Raw genomic sequence first — 13,527 nt, 5'->3', positions numbered from 1 at the left:
GGCCTAGGGCCGCGCGCGGTGCCGGAAGGTGCTCGCGTACGCGCCGGCGAGGGTGAGCAGGGCGGGGCCCAGCGGACGCGGGGCGGGCCGCCGGGCGAGCGTCGCGCCGGCGCGCTCCGCGCTGCGCAACCGGTGCCCCTGGAGCGCGATGAGGGCCCTGACCATGGGGCGGTTGGGCTCCGGGACGAGGTCCACGAGTCCGGTGGCGCCGGCGAAGCCGGACCGCACCAGCCCGGCCTGGTCGCGGACGAGCGCGGCCACCGACGCCGGGTCGGGGTCCCGGGTCAGGGCCGCGCGGCTCAGGCCGTGGCGGGCCAGGGCGTCCTCGGGGACGCCCAGCCGCCCGTCCGCGAGGTCCTCGGCCATGTCCTCCAGGAAGTCCAGGCGCTGGGCGGCCTCGATGAAGGTGCGGCAGGCGGCACGGTAGGCGTCGAAGCCGGTGGGCGGCGCGAGCAGTCCCGCGACGAGGAGGAAGGCGGGCAGCGAGTACGCGTCGACGTAGGCCTGGAAGTCGGCCTCGGTGGCGAGGCCGCGCCACTCGGCGTCGGCGGGGGCGGCGACGAGGTAGTCCGCGACGATGCCGCGGAGCGCCGGCCGCCGGGTGACGGTATGGGCGAGGGCACGCGTCAGCGGGTCCGCCGGATCACCCGCGAGGGCCACGCGGACCTGCGCGTCCCACACGGCGAAGGCGCCGCGGCCGTCCGGACCGCGGTCCAGCAGGTTGTCGCTGTGGTGCATGAAGGCGGTGGCCGCGAGGGCGTCGGGGACGAGCGGCGCCGGCAGCAGCAGCCGCACGGCGGCGTACGAGGCCCGGTCGAAGCGCGCCACCAGACGGCGTTGGGCGGTGTACGCCTCGCGCAGGGCGGGGTCGGTGATGCCGGCCCGGTCGAGGGTCTTCCGCCACCTGCTCATCGCTGCGCCGCTCCCGTCGTCCGCCGGCCGGACGTCACCCGATGATCACCCAAACGCAGAAAAACCCGCAAACTCACTGGCGTGATCGGGTCGGACCATCGCCGACCTGCGTCACCTCACTTCCGGAAGCGGGCAGAAGCGGGCGCACTCCGCCCTTGTACGGGCTGACCGCACCGCTCCCCCCGGCGGTATAAATCTCGGACGGGCGGAAACGGGCGGCCGATGCCCGAACGGCCATGACGAACCGGGACCAGGGAGGTGCGGCCATGCGCGGCGACGAACGGCAGCACAGGATCCTGGCCCTGGTGCGGCAGGCCGGACGGGTGGAGGTCACCGCACTGGCCGCGGACTTCAAGGTGGCACCGGAGACGATCCGCCGCGACCTCAGCGAGCTGGAACGGCGCGGGCTGGTCCGCCGGACCCACGGCGGGGCGTACCCGGTGGAGAGCGCCGGCTTCGAGACGGACCTGGCCCGCCGCGAGACCCACCAGGTGGAGGGCAAGCGCCGGATCGCCGCGGCGGGGGTGAAGCTGCTCGGCGAGGCGGAGACCGTCTTCATCGACGAGGGCTACACCCAGCAGTTGCTGGCGGCGCTGCTCCCCACCGACCGCCCGCTGACCGTGGTGACCGCCTCGCTGCCGACCGCGGCGGCGGTGGCCCAGTCCCCCGAGACCACCGTGCTGCTGCTCGGGGGCCGCGTACGGGGCCGCACCCTGGCCACCGTCGGCTCCTGGGCCACCCAGATGCTGTCCTCCTTCGTCATCGACCTGGCGATCATGGGGGCCAACGGCATATCCCGCGACTTCGGCCTGACCACCCCCGATCCCGTCGTCGCGGACGTCAAGGCGCAGGCGGTGCGCTCCGCGCGGCGCCGCGTCCTGGTGGGGATCCACACCAAGTTCGGCGCCTCGAGCTTCTGCCGGTTCGCGGAGATCGGCGACTTCGAGACGATCGTCACCGACACGGGCCTGCCGGCCCCCGAGGCCCACCGCTACTCGCTGCTCGGCCCCAACGTGATCCGCGTCTGATCCACCGCACCTCCCCCTCCACCCTGCGCGCGAGCCGCCGCAGGTCGCCCCGGCACACCCCGACGCGCCCCGGGCCGCGGGCCCGCCGCCGGGACCCCCTCACAGGAAGGCCTCCCCATGCCCAGGACCGACACCGACCGCGCAAGGGCGCCACGGCGCCGCGCCGCCGTACGGCTGACCGCACTCGGGGCCTGCACGGCCCTGCTCGCCACCGGCTGCGCCGGCGCGGGTGGCGGCGGAGGGGACGGCGAGGGCGGCGGCGCCTCCGTGAACGTCCTCATGGTCAACAACCCGCAGATGCTGGACCTGCAGAAACTGACCGCGTCGGACTTCACCAAGAGCACCGGCATCAAGGTCAACTTCACGGTGCTGCCCGAGAACGACGTCCGCGACAAGATCAGCCAGGAGTTCTCCAGCCAGGCCGGCACCTACGACGTCGCGTCCATCAGCAACTACGAGGCGCCGATCTACGGCAAGAACGGCTGGCTGGCCCCGCTGGACGACACCGTCGCCAAGGACCCGGACTTCGACCAGGCGGACATCCTGCCGTCGATGAGGGAGAGCCTGACCGGCGCCGACGGGAAGCTGTACGCCGAGCCGTTCTACGGCGAGTCGTCGTTCCTGATGTACCGCAAGGACGTGTTCGAGGCGAAGGGCCTCACCATGCCCGACCGCCCCACCTGGCAGCAGGTCGCCGGCCTCGCGGCGAAGGCCGACGGCGCCGAGCCCGGCATGAAGGGCATCTGCCTGCGCGGGCTGCCCGGCTGGGGCGAGGTGATGGCTCCGCTGACCACCGTCGTCAACACCTTCGGCGGCACCTGGTTCAGCAAGGACTGGCAGGCCCAGGTGAACGCGCCCGCCTTCAAGGAGGCGACGAAGTTCTACGTCGACCTGGTCCGCGAGCACGGCGAGGCGGGCGCGCCGCAGGCCGGCTTCGCCGAGTGCCTGGGCGCCTTCCAGCAGGGCAAGACCGCCATGTGGTACGACGCCACCTCGGCGGCCGGGATCCTCGACAGCGCCGACTCCCCCGTCGCCGGCAAGGTCGGCTACGCCCCGGCTCCCGTGGTGAAGACCGACAACTCCGGCTGGCTGTACACCTGGGCCTGGGGCATCCAGAAGGCGAGCAAGCACCAGGACGACGCGGCGAAGTTCGTGGCCTGGGCGTCCGGCAAGGGCTACGAGGAACTCGTCGGCAAGAAGCTCGGCTGGGCCCGCGTCCCGGCGGGCAAGCGCACCTCCACGTACGCGAACGCGGACTACCTGAAGGTGGCGGGCCCCTTCGCCGAGGCCACCGAGGAGGCCATCGCCGGGGCCGACCCGCGCGACCCGGGCGTCCAGCCGCGGCCGACGCTCGGCATCCAGTTCGTCGACATCCCCGAGTTCCCGGACCTCGGCACCAAGGTCTCGCAGGAGATCGCCTCCGCGATCGCCGGGCGCACCTCGGTGGACGCGGCGCTGGACAAGGCCCAGCAACTCGCGGAGAAGGTCGCCGCCCAGTACCGGAACGGGTGATTCGGCCATGACCGGTACGTCGAGCGCCGTCACGGAGGAGGTGCGCGGCCGGGCACCGGTCCGGGCGGTGGCCGCCCGGACCGCGGGCCCCGGCCGGGCCGCCGCGTGGGCCCGGCGCGCGCCCCTGATGCCGGCGCTGGTGTTCATGGTGGTCGTCACCCAGATGCCCTTCGTGGCCACGCTGGTGATCTCCTTCATGGACTGGAACGCCCTCTACCCCGACCGGCGGGGCTTCACCGGACTGACCAACTACGCCGACGTGTTCGGCGACGCCGACCTGCGGGCGTCCGTCCTGACCACCGTCTGGCTCACGGCCGGTGTCGTCCTGGTCAGCCTCGTGCTGGGGCTGGGCCTGGCGCTGCTGCTCGACCGCCGGTTCCGCGGCCGCGGGCTGGTGCGCACCCTGCTGATCGCGCCGTTCCTGCTGGTGCCTGTGGCCTCGGCGCTGCTGTGGAAGCACGCCCTCTACAACCCCGAGTACGGACTGTTCAACGGCGCCCTGACCAGGCTGTGGCAGCTGTTCGGCAGCGAACGCCCGCCGCAGCCGGACTGGATCACCTCGATGCCGCTCGGGGCGGTCGGGGCCTCGCTGGTGTGGCAGTGGACCCCGTTCATGATGCTGATCCTGCTCGCCGGACTGCAGAGCCGCTCCACGGAGGCGGTGGAGGCGGCCCGGGTGGACGGCGCGAACGCCTGGCAGGTCTTCCGCTTCCTGACCCTGCCCCATCTGCGGCGTTACCTCGAACTGGCCGCGCTGCTGGGCTCGGTCTACGTCGTGCAGAACTTCGACGCGGTCTTCACCCTCACCTCGGGCGGCCTGGGCACCGCCAACCTGCCGTACACGATCTACGAGTCCTTCTACAAGGCGCACGACTACGGCCGGGCGTCGGCGGCCGGCGTGGTCGTGGTCGCCGGGACCATCGTCGTCGCCACCCTCGCGCTGCGCCTGGTGTCGACGCTGCTGAAGGAGGAGTCCTCATGAGCGCCGTGGCCGCGCCCGGTGCGCGCAGGCGTCGTTCCGCCTCCCTGTGGGGGCTGGTCGCCTGGGCCGCCGCCCTGCTGTTCGTCGCGCCGATCGCGTGGATGGTGCTGACCTCGCTGCACAGCGAGACGGACGCCGCCACCAACCCGCCCTCCCTCGGCGCCGGGCTCACCCTCGACGGCTACCGGGAGTTCTTCGGCGCCGCCACCGGTGCCAGCCCGTGGCCCGCCCTGGTCAACTCCCTGACGGCGAGCCTGGCCTCCACGCTCCTGGTGCTGGCACTGGCGGTACCCGCCGCGTACGCGCTGTCGATCCGTCCCGTCCGCAAGTGGTCCGACGTGCTGTTCTTCTTCCTGTCGACGAAGATGCTGCCCGCGGTCGCCGGGCTGCTGCCGGTCTACCTCGTGGCGCAGAACCTCGGGCTGCTGGACAACGTCTGGCTGATGGTCCTGCTCTACACCTCGATGAACCTGCCGATCGCGGTCTGGATGATGCGGTCCTTCCTCGCCGAGATCCCGGTGGCGATCCTCGAGGCCGCCGCGATCGACGGCGCCGGACTGCCGGCCGTCTTCCGCCGCATCGTCATCCCCGTCTCCGCCCCCGGCATCGCCGCCACCTCGCTGATCTGCTTCATCTTCAGCTGGAACGAGATGCTCTTCGCCCGGGTACTCACCGGTGTCCGTTCGGTGACCGCGCCGGTCTTCCTCACCTCCTTCGTCACCAGCCAGGGACTCTTCCTCGCGAAGGTCTGCGCCGCGGCCGTCGTGGTGTCCCTGCCCGTCCTCGTCGCCGGATTCGCCGCCCAGGACCGGCTGGTCCAGGGCCTGTCACTGGGAGCCGTCAAGTGAAGGCAGTGGTCATCGCCGAGCCCGGGAAGATCGAGCTCGCCACCGTCGAGGACCCCGCCCCCGGTCCTCGGGACGTGGTGGTCGCGGTCGCGGCCTGCGGCCTGTGCGGAACCGATCTGCACATCCTGCGGGGGGAGTTCGCGCCGACGCTGCCGATCGTGCCGGGGCACGAGTTCGCCGGCGAGGTGGTCGCGGTCGGCTCTGCCGTCACGGAGGTGGCGGTCGGCGCCCGGGTCGCCGTCGACCCCTCGCTGCACTGCGGCGAGTGCCACTACTGCCGCCTGGGCCGCGGCAACCTGTGCGAGCGGTGGGCCGCGATCGGGGTCACCGAGCCCGGCGGCGCCGCCGAGTTCGCCGTCGCGCCGGTCGCCAACTGCGTGGTCCTGCCCGACCACGTGGCGACCGCGGACGCCGCGCTGATCGAGCCGCTGTCGTGCGCCGTGCGCGGCTACGACGTGCTGCGCAGCCGGCTGGGCGCCCATGTGCTGATCTACGGCTCGGGAACGATGGGCCTAATGATGCTGGAGCTCGCCAAGCGGACGGGGGCGGCCGGCGTGGACGTCGTCGACGTCAACCCCGAACGGCTCGCCACCGCACGGCTGCTGGGCTGCGACAACACGGCCGCCTCGGCGGAGGAGATCGCCCGCCCGCGCGGCTGGGAGGTCGTCGTGGACGCCACCGGCAACGCCGCCGCGATCCAGGACGGGCTGCAACGGGTCGGCAGGGGCGGCACCTTCCTGCAGTTCGGGGTCGCCGACTACGCCGCCCGCGCGGTCATCGAGCCGTACCGGATCTACAACGAGGAGATCACCATCACGGGCTCCATGGCGGTCCTGCACAGCTACGAGCGGGCCGCCGAGCTCTTCGCCGCCGGGGTGCTGGACCCCGGGGTGTTCATCAGCGACCGCTTCCCGCTCACCGACTACCCCCAAGCCATCGAGCGCTTCGCGGCGGGCGTCGGCCGCAAGATCCTGGTGCGGCCGTGACCGCGCCCGCCACGCTGGTCGCCGGCGAGGCGCTGACCGACGTGGTCGTCGGGCCCGACGGGACGCGGTACGCCCACCCGGGCGGCAGCCCGGCCAACACCGCGCTCGGTCTGGCCCGGCTCGGGCACCCGGTCAGCCTGGCCACCCGCATCGGCCGGGACGCGCACGGCGACGCACTGGTCGAACGGCTGACGGAGGGGCGCGTCGCGCTGCTGCCGGGGTCGGTCGTGGACGCCCCGACGTCCACGGCCAGGGCCGAACTCGACGGGAGCGGCAGCGCCGCGTACCGGTTCGACATCACCTGGGACCTCCCCCCGGTCGGGCCGCTCGGCGTGCCGGGGCACCTCCACACCGGTTCGGTCGCCACCGCGCTGGAGCCGGGTGCGGGGCGGCTGTTCGCCCTCGTCGCGGCGGTCCGGCGGCGTGGGCACACCGTCTCGTACGACCCGAACCTCAGGCCCGCGCTGCTCGGTCCGCCCGAGACCGAACGGCCGCGCGTCGAACGGCTGGTCGCTCTCGCCGACGTGGTGAAGGCCAGCGAGGAGGACCTCGGGTGGCTCCACCCCGGACGGGATCCGGGCGACGTCGCCGCCGACTGGGCGCGCCGCGGTCCCCGCCTGGTCGTCCTCACCCGGGGCGCGGGAGGTGCCGAGGCCCACTGGGCACCGGGGGGACGGCTCCGTGTCCCCGCCCACCGGGTGGAGGTCGTCGACACGATCGGCGCCGGTGACGCCTTCATGGCGGGTCTGCTCGCCGGTCTCCTCTCCGCCGGGCTGCTCGGCGGGGCGGCGGCCCGCGGGCGGCTGCGCGCGGCCGCGGACGGCGGTCCGGTGCCGCCCGCGGTGGGCGACGCCCTGGAACTCGCCGCGCGGGTCGCGGCTCTGACCTGCGGGCGGGCGGGAGCGGACCCACCGTTCCTGGCGGAGGTCACACCCGTCGTGTGATGATCCCGCGGACGGCACTCCCACGCACCGAGGGGCGGTACGCCGATGTGGCCGCGGGTCGACGGAATGCGCTCCATGGAGCTCGGCACGCCCGACGCGCTGCGGGACGAGCTGAACTCCCTGGTCCTGGCGGGCAGGAAGACCGCGACGACCGGACTGCTGTCCGAGTACGTCGAGGAGTCCGAGGGGCTGGAGTTCGTCGGCGAGCGGCTGGCCCTGCTGGACCGGGAGAGCCGCTGCGTGGGCGTCATCGAGATCACGGGCGTGGAGGTGACGTCCTTCGCAGACGTGACGTGGGAGCACGCCGCCGCCGAGGGTGAGGGGGACGCCTCCCTCACCGACTGGCAGGCCGGGCACCGCCGTTTCTGGGAACGCGCGGGCACCCCCGTCGAGGACGCCACGTCCGTGGTGTGCCTGGCGTTCCGGCTCGTGACGGCGGGGGGCTGACCGTGCGGCTCCGCATCGAGGCACGCGACCTGCCCGGCCGCGGCTTCGGCGAGCACGCCGGCGTCCACGTCGCCGTGCAGCGCCGCGCCCGCCCCTCGGAACTCCTGGACCCGCGGCCGGGGGACGCCGCGGCGGCGACGTGGGACCTCGACTGCCGGGTCCGTGAGACCCCTGACGGCGTCGACGTCACGGGCCCCTACGTCCAGGGCGGCCCCGGCGCCCGCTTCGTCTACCTGTCCTGGGGCACCGTGTCGGGTGACGGCGGCTTCACGATGTTCCGCCGCGCCAAACTCATGCTCGACGGCGTCGGGACCGGGACGCTCCGCGAGGCGGTACGCTGCGGGATGCTCGTCGGGCGGCTGGGCCTCACCGACGCCAGGGGCGGCCCGCTGTGCGCCGCCGTACGGCCGCCGCTCATCTCATGGTCGGCGCGGGCACCCGACGCGAGGGGCTGACGACGACGCGCGAACGGGACCACCACCCCACCGGTGGGCGCGCCCACGGTCCGCACGACCGCTTCCGCCTTCCCACCGGCGCCGGGCAGTGATCCCGTTCCGTCACAGGGGGGCTCGGGTGCCTCAGTCCTCGCCCCTGACGATGTTCCATTCCTTGCCGCTGTCGGGCTCCCGCTGCGGCGGATTGCCCCGGCCTTCCTTCACGACAGCAGGCCGACAGGTGCGTATCTGCTGGTCGCGGGGGATGCGGGTGCTGGTCGGGTGGCCGTTGCGTGTGTCCACGGCTGGGTGCCTCCTCAGGTCCTCTCGACACCGCATACCCGTTCGAACGTGATTTACACCACATAACATTCCCGATCAGGGCATGTCTCTCGGGGACACCCGGCGGGCGCTCTGCGGCCGTCGCGTTGCGCGATGGCCGCGGCACCGACCGTGTCCGCCACCGTGCGGGCGGTCCGTGGGTCGTCGGAATGCGGCTGCCCCGGGCCGCGCGGTGGAAACCGCTCCGGGCACGTGCGTTCAGCGGGTGGGGTGCCACTCGGCGAGCAGGACCGTGGCGTCGTCGTCGAGACGGCCGTGCCGGTGCGCCAGGATCGCGTGGACGAGCCGCCGCAGGACCTCCGGAGCGGGGTCGCCGAGTGCGGTGGCGTGCACGACGTACTCGGTGAGGCGCCGCTCGCCGAACTCGTCGCCGCCCTCCGCGCGGGACTCGGTCACGCCGTCGGTGTGGAGGAGGACCCGGTCACCGGGTTCCAGCCGTGTGGAGTGGACCGAGCGCGGGCGGCCGCCGCACTCGGGACCGAGGCCGAGCGGCAGGTCCGCGTCGCGCTCCAGGGCGCCGGTGACCACGTGCCGGGCGCGGATCAGCCGGGGCGCGGGGTGCCCGCAGTTCGCCCACGCGAACCGGCCGCTGCGGATGTCGAGGTCGGCGAAGACCGCGGTCGCGAACCGGTCCGGGATCCACTCGGCCAGTGTCTCGTCCACGGACTTGACGATCTCGCCCAGGTCGGCGCCGGCGCGCCGGGCCGCCCGGCAGCCGGCCAGCGCCACGGCCGCCACGAGCCCCGAGGCGAGGTCGTGGCCCATCGCGTCGACCACCGTCAGGTGCAGGTGGTCCTCCTGGAGGCTGTGGTCGAAGGCGTCGCCGCCGATCTCGTACGCGGGTTCCAGCACGGCACTGGAGGTCACCTCGGTCGTGCCGAGCGTCCGCGGCGGCAGGAAGGCCCACACCAGCTCCGCGGCGGCGCTCATCGGCCGGCTGCGGACGAGCCGCAGCATGTCGTCGCTCGACCCCGTCCCGGAGACGATCGCCAGGCTCGTCACGTCGGCGAGCGCGCGGCAGCGGGCGAGCAGTTCGGGGTCGATCCGGCGGGAGGTGACCTCCATGACGCCGATCCGCTCCACGCCGTCCACGAGCGGGAGCCACATCGTGATCCGGTCGTCCCGCTCGCTCAGGCGCAGGGAGACCGTCCGGTAAGCGGCACCCGCGGGCGTGCCGTCGACGGCCACGGCGCGGCGCGCACCGCGGGCCGGGTCGCCCGGCAGCGGGACGAGCCGGGACTGCTGGACGTCGGCGAGCAGGACCGTCACGTCGTCCACGCCCAACTGGTGGGCGGCACGTGCGAGTGCGGCGCCCCAGTCCTCCGGGGCGACCTCGTGCGAGCGCTGCAGGAGCCCGCTCAGCAGGGTGCCGAAGCCGGTGTCGTCCACCGTCACCATCACCTGTCGGTGCGCCGTCCCCGGCCGCGGGCCGGGACGTGGGGCACCTGCCCCGGACGCCGCGCCCGAAACATCGCACCGCCCCTGACCTGCGGCTCCGCCCGGCCACACGATGCCTCGGCGGCGGCGCGGGCATCCCCGGATCGCCTACAGGCGCCGGTTCCGCAGAACGTCATATTCCAGCAAATCGAGTGCCAATACGGGCGTGCCGCACCTTAACCGGCACCCCGAGGCCCGACGCTTCTCGTGTCCCACCCGTGCGGGTGCCCACGGCACCCGCGGAGACAGGAGTCGATCCATGCGCGTTTCCCGTTTCGTGGCCGCGGTCGGTGTGGCCGTGGCCGTCGTCCTGGGCGGTGCGGCGGGCGCCGGCGCCGTCACGCCGGAGTCCGTCCGCGCCCACGGCACGCACGCCACGCACGGTGACCACGGGCGCGGCCACCACAGCCACCACGGCAAGCGTCATCACCACCGCTGGCACGGGTACCGGACGCACCGTCACCACCACGTCGTCAACCACCACCGCCGCTGACCCGCGGCCCGATCCGCACGGACCCCCCCCGGGGGCGCCGCTCCGCGAACGCGGAGGGCGCCCCCGGGCGCGTGCGGGCCGGCGGGCTCAGGCGGTCTGGGCGCTGCGCAGCGCGGCGTACGGGCCGCAGGCGCGGAGCAGTTGCTCGTGCGAGCCGACCTCCGTGATCCTTCCGCCGTCCATGACGACGATGCGGTCGGCGTTGCGGATGGTGGACAGCCGGTGGGCCACCACGAAGACGGTGCGGTTGCGCACCAGACGTTCCAGCGCCTGCTGGACGAGGGCCTCGGAGCGGGAGTCGAGGGCGGAGGTCGCCTCGTCCAGCACCAGCACACGGGGGTCGCGGATCAGCGCGCGGGCGATGGCCAGGCGCTGCTTCTGGCCGCCGGACAGCCGGGCGCCCCGCTCGCCGACGACCGTGGCGAGACCGGCCGGCAGCCGCTCCACGAACTCCAGGGCGTTGGCCGCCCGCAGGGCCTCCCGTACCGCCTCCTCGGGGACGCCCGGCATGCCGTACGCGACGTTCTCCCGGATGGTGCCCTCGAAGAGGATGGACTCCTGCGGCACGACGGACACGAAGCGGCGGTAGCTGCGCAGGTCCAGGGTCTCCATGTCCGCCCCGTCCAGCAGGATCCGGCCCTCGGTGGGGCGCAGGAAGCCGATGACGAGGTTGAGGACGGTCGACTTGCCGGCCCCCGAGGCGCCCACCAGCGCGATGGTCTCGCCCGGGCGGACGGAGAGGGAGAAGTCGCGCACCGAGTGGTCGGCCGCGTCGTCGTAGGTGAAGCCGACGCCCTGGAAGTCCACCCGCCCGCGGACGGCGGCCACCTCGGACTTGCCCGCGTTCTGCTCGAGGTCGGGCGCCTGCAGCACCTCGCCGACCGAGCGCACCGACTCCAGTCCCTTGCTGACCACGGGGGTGAGGCTGAGCAGGGTGGTCACGGCTGCGGTGAGGGCGGAGAAGTAGGTGGTCAGCATGACGACGTCGCCGGGGGTGACGCCGAGCCAGCCGTGGTACGCGGCGAGCGCGGAGCCGAGCAGGCAGCAGGTGCCCAGGACGTTGAGGACGATCCAGGCGAGGGAGCCGAAGCGGCCGTTGAGCCGGTCCAGGCGCAGCCCCGCGGTGAGGACCTGGCTGAGCGTGCCGTCCACACGGCGCAGCGCGGTGGACTCCAGGCCGTGGGCGCGGGTGATGGGGATGAGGGTGGTCATCTCGGTGACCCGCGAGGAGAGTTGCTCGACCTCCTGGCGGAACGATTCGTTGGACTCGCGCAGCCGCCCCCGCAGCCACATCACCAGCGCGGACGTCGCGGGCACGACGACCAGGAAGACCGGCAGGAAGGACGGTGCCTGCACGGCGATGACCACCAGCGCGCCCAGCAGCGTGGCGAGCGCGGACAGGCCCATGTCGCCGGTCTGCTGGACCGCCTGCTCGATGGCCTCGACGTCCCGGATGACCTTGGTCTGCAGGACCGCGGAGTTGACCTTCGCGTGGTAGCCGATGGAGAGCTGCTGCATGCGCTGGCACAACGCGGAGCGCAGCCGGGTGCCGGTGCGGCGTGCGCTGCCGTACCAGCAGCGCACGTACAGCAGGTGGAAGGGGTAGTTGAGGACCAGCATCAGCAGCAGCACGCCGGTGCCGAGCAGCATGCCCGACAGCGGCCGGTGCTGCACGATGACGTCGATGATCTGAGCGGTGACCAGCGGGGTCAGCCAGATCGGGGTGTGCTTGACCATGAACGCCAGCACGGCCAGGGCCAGTCGGCCGCGGTCGTGGCGGAAGAGGTAGGCGAGGGTGCGGATCGGGTGCTCACCGCGGTAGCGGTGGTCGAGCGGGCCGTGCGGCGACGCCATGCGGGAACTCCGGGTGCACGAGGGCGCGGGGTGATGAGACGGCACTGGCTCATCGTCCGGTCACCGCGGAATCCTAGGCCGTGAGCGCTCCCACGGACACCGACAGGGGGGTGCTGACCGGTCCCGGCCGACTGGGGGGCCGGTCCGGGGGCAGACGGTGGGGGGAAGGGGCGGCACGAGGGCGCGCCCCCGGACCACTGGGAGGGACGATGCTGGCCATCGTTGCGGCCGTCGTCTTCGCGGTCGCGTTCATCATCAACGCCACCGGGACGGCGACGGAAGCCGTGTTCACGCCGACGAGCCTGCTGCTGGTCGGGCTGACGCTGCTCGCCGCGCACCTCGGCGGGATCGGCTCGGGCGCGGGCGCCCGCTGGTCGGGGTACCGCGGGCGGCGGCGCTGAGCCCACCGGGGAGGGGGACGACCATGACGTACCGCCGAGACGACGCGCCCGGGGGCCCGGAACGGCACCGCCCGGGCTTCAGCAGTCCGGGGTTCTCCACCTCGGCCGACGGCCCCGGTCCGGGCACCGACCCCGGCACCGGGGACGGCGGAGCCGTACCGCCGCCCCCGCCGATCCCGGAGTACGAGGTCCCGGAGCCGGAGGTCGCGGTCGTCGCGGAGCCCGGTTTCGAGTCGCCCGGTTTCGAGTCGCCCGGGTACTCCAGCCCGGACTTCACCAGTCCGGACTTCACGGGCCCCGGCCCGCTGGGCGGCGCGGACCCGGACGACGAGGGGTCATGACGCGGGCGGCTCCGCGGCCACCGTCGCCGTCGGGGCGGTGACCTCCATCCGGGCCCGGCTCTCGGCGATGAGCTGCCGGACGTTCCGCTCGACCTCCTCGGTGTCGAGGCCCAGGGCCCGGCCTATGTGCGCGGTCCAGACCTCGGAGCGCACGTTCGTCTCGAAGGCGAGGTCGGCGCGGATGTTGTCCCGGGCGGCCTGGCGGTTCTGGCTGACCATGACGAAGGTGGAGAGGAAGATCGCCTCCAGGCTGACGATCATGGTGAGCAGCCCGAAGGGGTACGGGTCGAAGACCGCGCCCGGCCCCACGAGCCCCTGGTTGAGCAGGATCCAGACCGCGAACCAGACGATGTGGACGTAGACGAAGGCCATCGAGCCGGCGAAGGCGGTGATCGCGTCCGCGACCCGGTCCTGGGCACCCCTCCCGCGGGCGAAGACGACCCGCTCGTGCGGGGAGCGGACGAGCGGGCGCGGCGGCGAGGGGACGGCGGGGCCGTCGGAGGGGGAACTCATGGCCCTCATCCTGCCCCCGGCGCTCCAGGGCCCCGGCACCGGGAACCGGCGGG

General features: G+C 73.6%; 16 protein-coding genes. 11 read left to right on the top strand and 5 right to left on the bottom strand.

Features of this window, described 5'->3' with window-relative positions:
- Positions 1-3: 3 nt before the first annotated feature.
- Positions 4-912, bottom strand: coding sequence for a squalene/phytoene synthase family protein (locus tag ACFV3E_RS32780; protein WP_500537976.1), 909 nt, complete (start codon positions 910-912; stop codon positions 4-6).
- A gap of 266 nt (positions 913-1,178) precedes the next feature.
- Here ACFV3E_RS32780 and ACFV3E_RS32775 point away from each other — a divergent pair, with 266 nt between their 5' ends.
- The 8 genes from ACFV3E_RS32775 to ACFV3E_RS32740 all read left to right on the top strand — a co-directional run bounded on the left by ACFV3E_RS32775 (position 1,179) and on the right by ACFV3E_RS32740 (position 8,114).
- Positions 1,179-1,940, top strand: a complete 762-nt coding sequence (locus ACFV3E_RS32775; protein ID WP_500363491.1) for a DeoR/GlpR family DNA-binding transcription regulator — start codon at positions 1,179-1,181, stop codon at positions 1,938-1,940.
- Positions 1,941-2,057: 117 nt separating this feature from the next.
- Positions 2,058-3,452: an ABC transporter substrate-binding protein gene (locus ACFV3E_RS32770; protein WP_500537974.1), complete on the top strand. Its 1,395-nt coding sequence runs from the start codon at positions 2,058-2,060 to the stop codon at positions 3,450-3,452.
- 7 nt (positions 3,453-3,459) lie between these two features.
- Positions 3,460-4,434 (top strand): carbohydrate ABC transporter permease, encoded by a 975-nt coding sequence (locus ACFV3E_RS32765; RefSeq protein WP_500537972.1) that lies wholly within the window; start codon positions 3,460-3,462, stop codon positions 4,432-4,434.
- On the top strand, positions 4,431-5,282 hold the full coding sequence (locus ACFV3E_RS32760; protein WP_500537970.1) for a carbohydrate ABC transporter permease: 852 nt from the start codon (positions 4,431-4,433) through the stop codon (positions 5,280-5,282). Before ACFV3E_RS32765 ends, ACFV3E_RS32760 begins: the two co-directional genes overlap by 4 nt.
- On the top strand, positions 5,279-6,268 hold the full coding sequence (locus ACFV3E_RS32755; protein WP_500537968.1) for a zinc-dependent alcohol dehydrogenase family protein: 990 nt from the start codon (positions 5,279-5,281) through the stop codon (positions 6,266-6,268). Before ACFV3E_RS32760 ends, ACFV3E_RS32755 begins: the two co-directional genes overlap by 4 nt.
- Positions 6,265-7,212, top strand: a complete 948-nt coding sequence (locus tag ACFV3E_RS32750; protein WP_500537966.1) for a carbohydrate kinase family protein — start codon at positions 6,265-6,267, stop codon at positions 7,210-7,212. Before ACFV3E_RS32755 ends, ACFV3E_RS32750 begins: the two co-directional genes overlap by 4 nt.
- A gap of 75 nt (positions 7,213-7,287) precedes the next feature.
- Complete coding sequence (locus tag ACFV3E_RS32745; protein ID WP_500537964.1) at positions 7,288-7,659, top strand: ASCH domain-containing protein; 372 nt, start codon at positions 7,288-7,290, stop codon at positions 7,657-7,659.
- Between the two features lie 2 nt (positions 7,660-7,661).
- Entirely contained in the window at positions 7,662-8,114 is a 453-nt protein-coding gene (locus ACFV3E_RS32740; RefSeq protein WP_500537962.1) for a DUF5990 family protein, read from the top strand.
- 123 nt (positions 8,115-8,237) lie between these two features.
- Here the strand turns inward: ACFV3E_RS32740 and ACFV3E_RS32735 are convergent, their stop codons facing one another.
- Both ACFV3E_RS32735 and ACFV3E_RS32730 read right to left on the bottom strand, forming a co-directional pair.
- On the bottom strand, positions 8,238-8,396 hold the full coding sequence (locus ACFV3E_RS32735; RefSeq protein WP_179279708.1) for a hypothetical protein: 159 nt from the start codon (positions 8,394-8,396) through the stop codon (positions 8,238-8,240).
- 237 nt (positions 8,397-8,633) lie between these two features.
- Positions 8,634-9,833 (bottom strand): PP2C family protein-serine/threonine phosphatase, encoded by a 1,200-nt coding sequence (locus ACFV3E_RS32730; protein WP_500537960.1) that lies wholly within the window; start codon positions 9,831-9,833, stop codon positions 8,634-8,636.
- A gap of 298 nt (positions 9,834-10,131) precedes the next feature.
- On the opposite strand from ACFV3E_RS32730, the gene ACFV3E_RS32725 reads away from it, so the two are divergent.
- Entirely contained in the window at positions 10,132-10,365 is a 234-nt protein-coding gene (locus ACFV3E_RS32725) for a hypothetical protein (protein ID WP_500537958.1), read from the top strand.
- 87 nt (positions 10,366-10,452) lie between these two features.
- Here the strand turns inward: ACFV3E_RS32725 and ACFV3E_RS32720 are convergent, their stop codons facing one another.
- Positions 10,453-12,219 (bottom strand): ABC transporter ATP-binding protein, encoded by a 1,767-nt coding sequence (locus tag ACFV3E_RS32720; RefSeq protein WP_500537956.1) that lies wholly within the window; start codon positions 12,217-12,219, stop codon positions 10,453-10,455.
- A gap of 209 nt (positions 12,220-12,428) precedes the next feature.
- Here ACFV3E_RS32720 and ACFV3E_RS32715 point away from each other — a divergent pair, with 209 nt between their 5' ends.
- Together ACFV3E_RS32715 and ACFV3E_RS32710 are read left to right on the top strand one after the other, a co-directional pair.
- Entirely contained in the window at positions 12,429-12,620 is a 192-nt protein-coding gene (locus tag ACFV3E_RS32715; RefSeq protein WP_500537954.1) for a hypothetical protein, read from the top strand.
- Between the two features lie 23 nt (positions 12,621-12,643).
- A complete protein-coding gene (locus ACFV3E_RS32710) occupies positions 12,644-12,961 on the top strand; it encodes a hypothetical protein (protein WP_500537952.1) in 318 nt (105 codons plus the stop codon).
- Here ACFV3E_RS32710 and ACFV3E_RS32705 read toward each other — a convergent pair.
- A complete protein-coding gene (locus ACFV3E_RS32705; protein WP_500537950.1) occupies positions 12,956-13,474 on the bottom strand; it encodes a DUF1003 domain-containing protein in 519 nt (172 codons plus the stop codon). The genes ACFV3E_RS32710 and ACFV3E_RS32705 overlap by 6 nt on opposite strands.
- Positions 13,475-13,527 lie beyond the last annotated feature (53 nt).

Source organism: Streptomyces sp. NPDC059718 (genome assembly GCF_042733315.1).
Taxonomy (GTDB): Bacteria; Actinomycetota; Actinomycetes; order Streptomycetales; family Streptomycetaceae; genus Actinacidiphila.
Note: the sequence above shows the minus strand (reverse complement) of the source record. Positions and strands in the feature narration are given on the sequence as shown.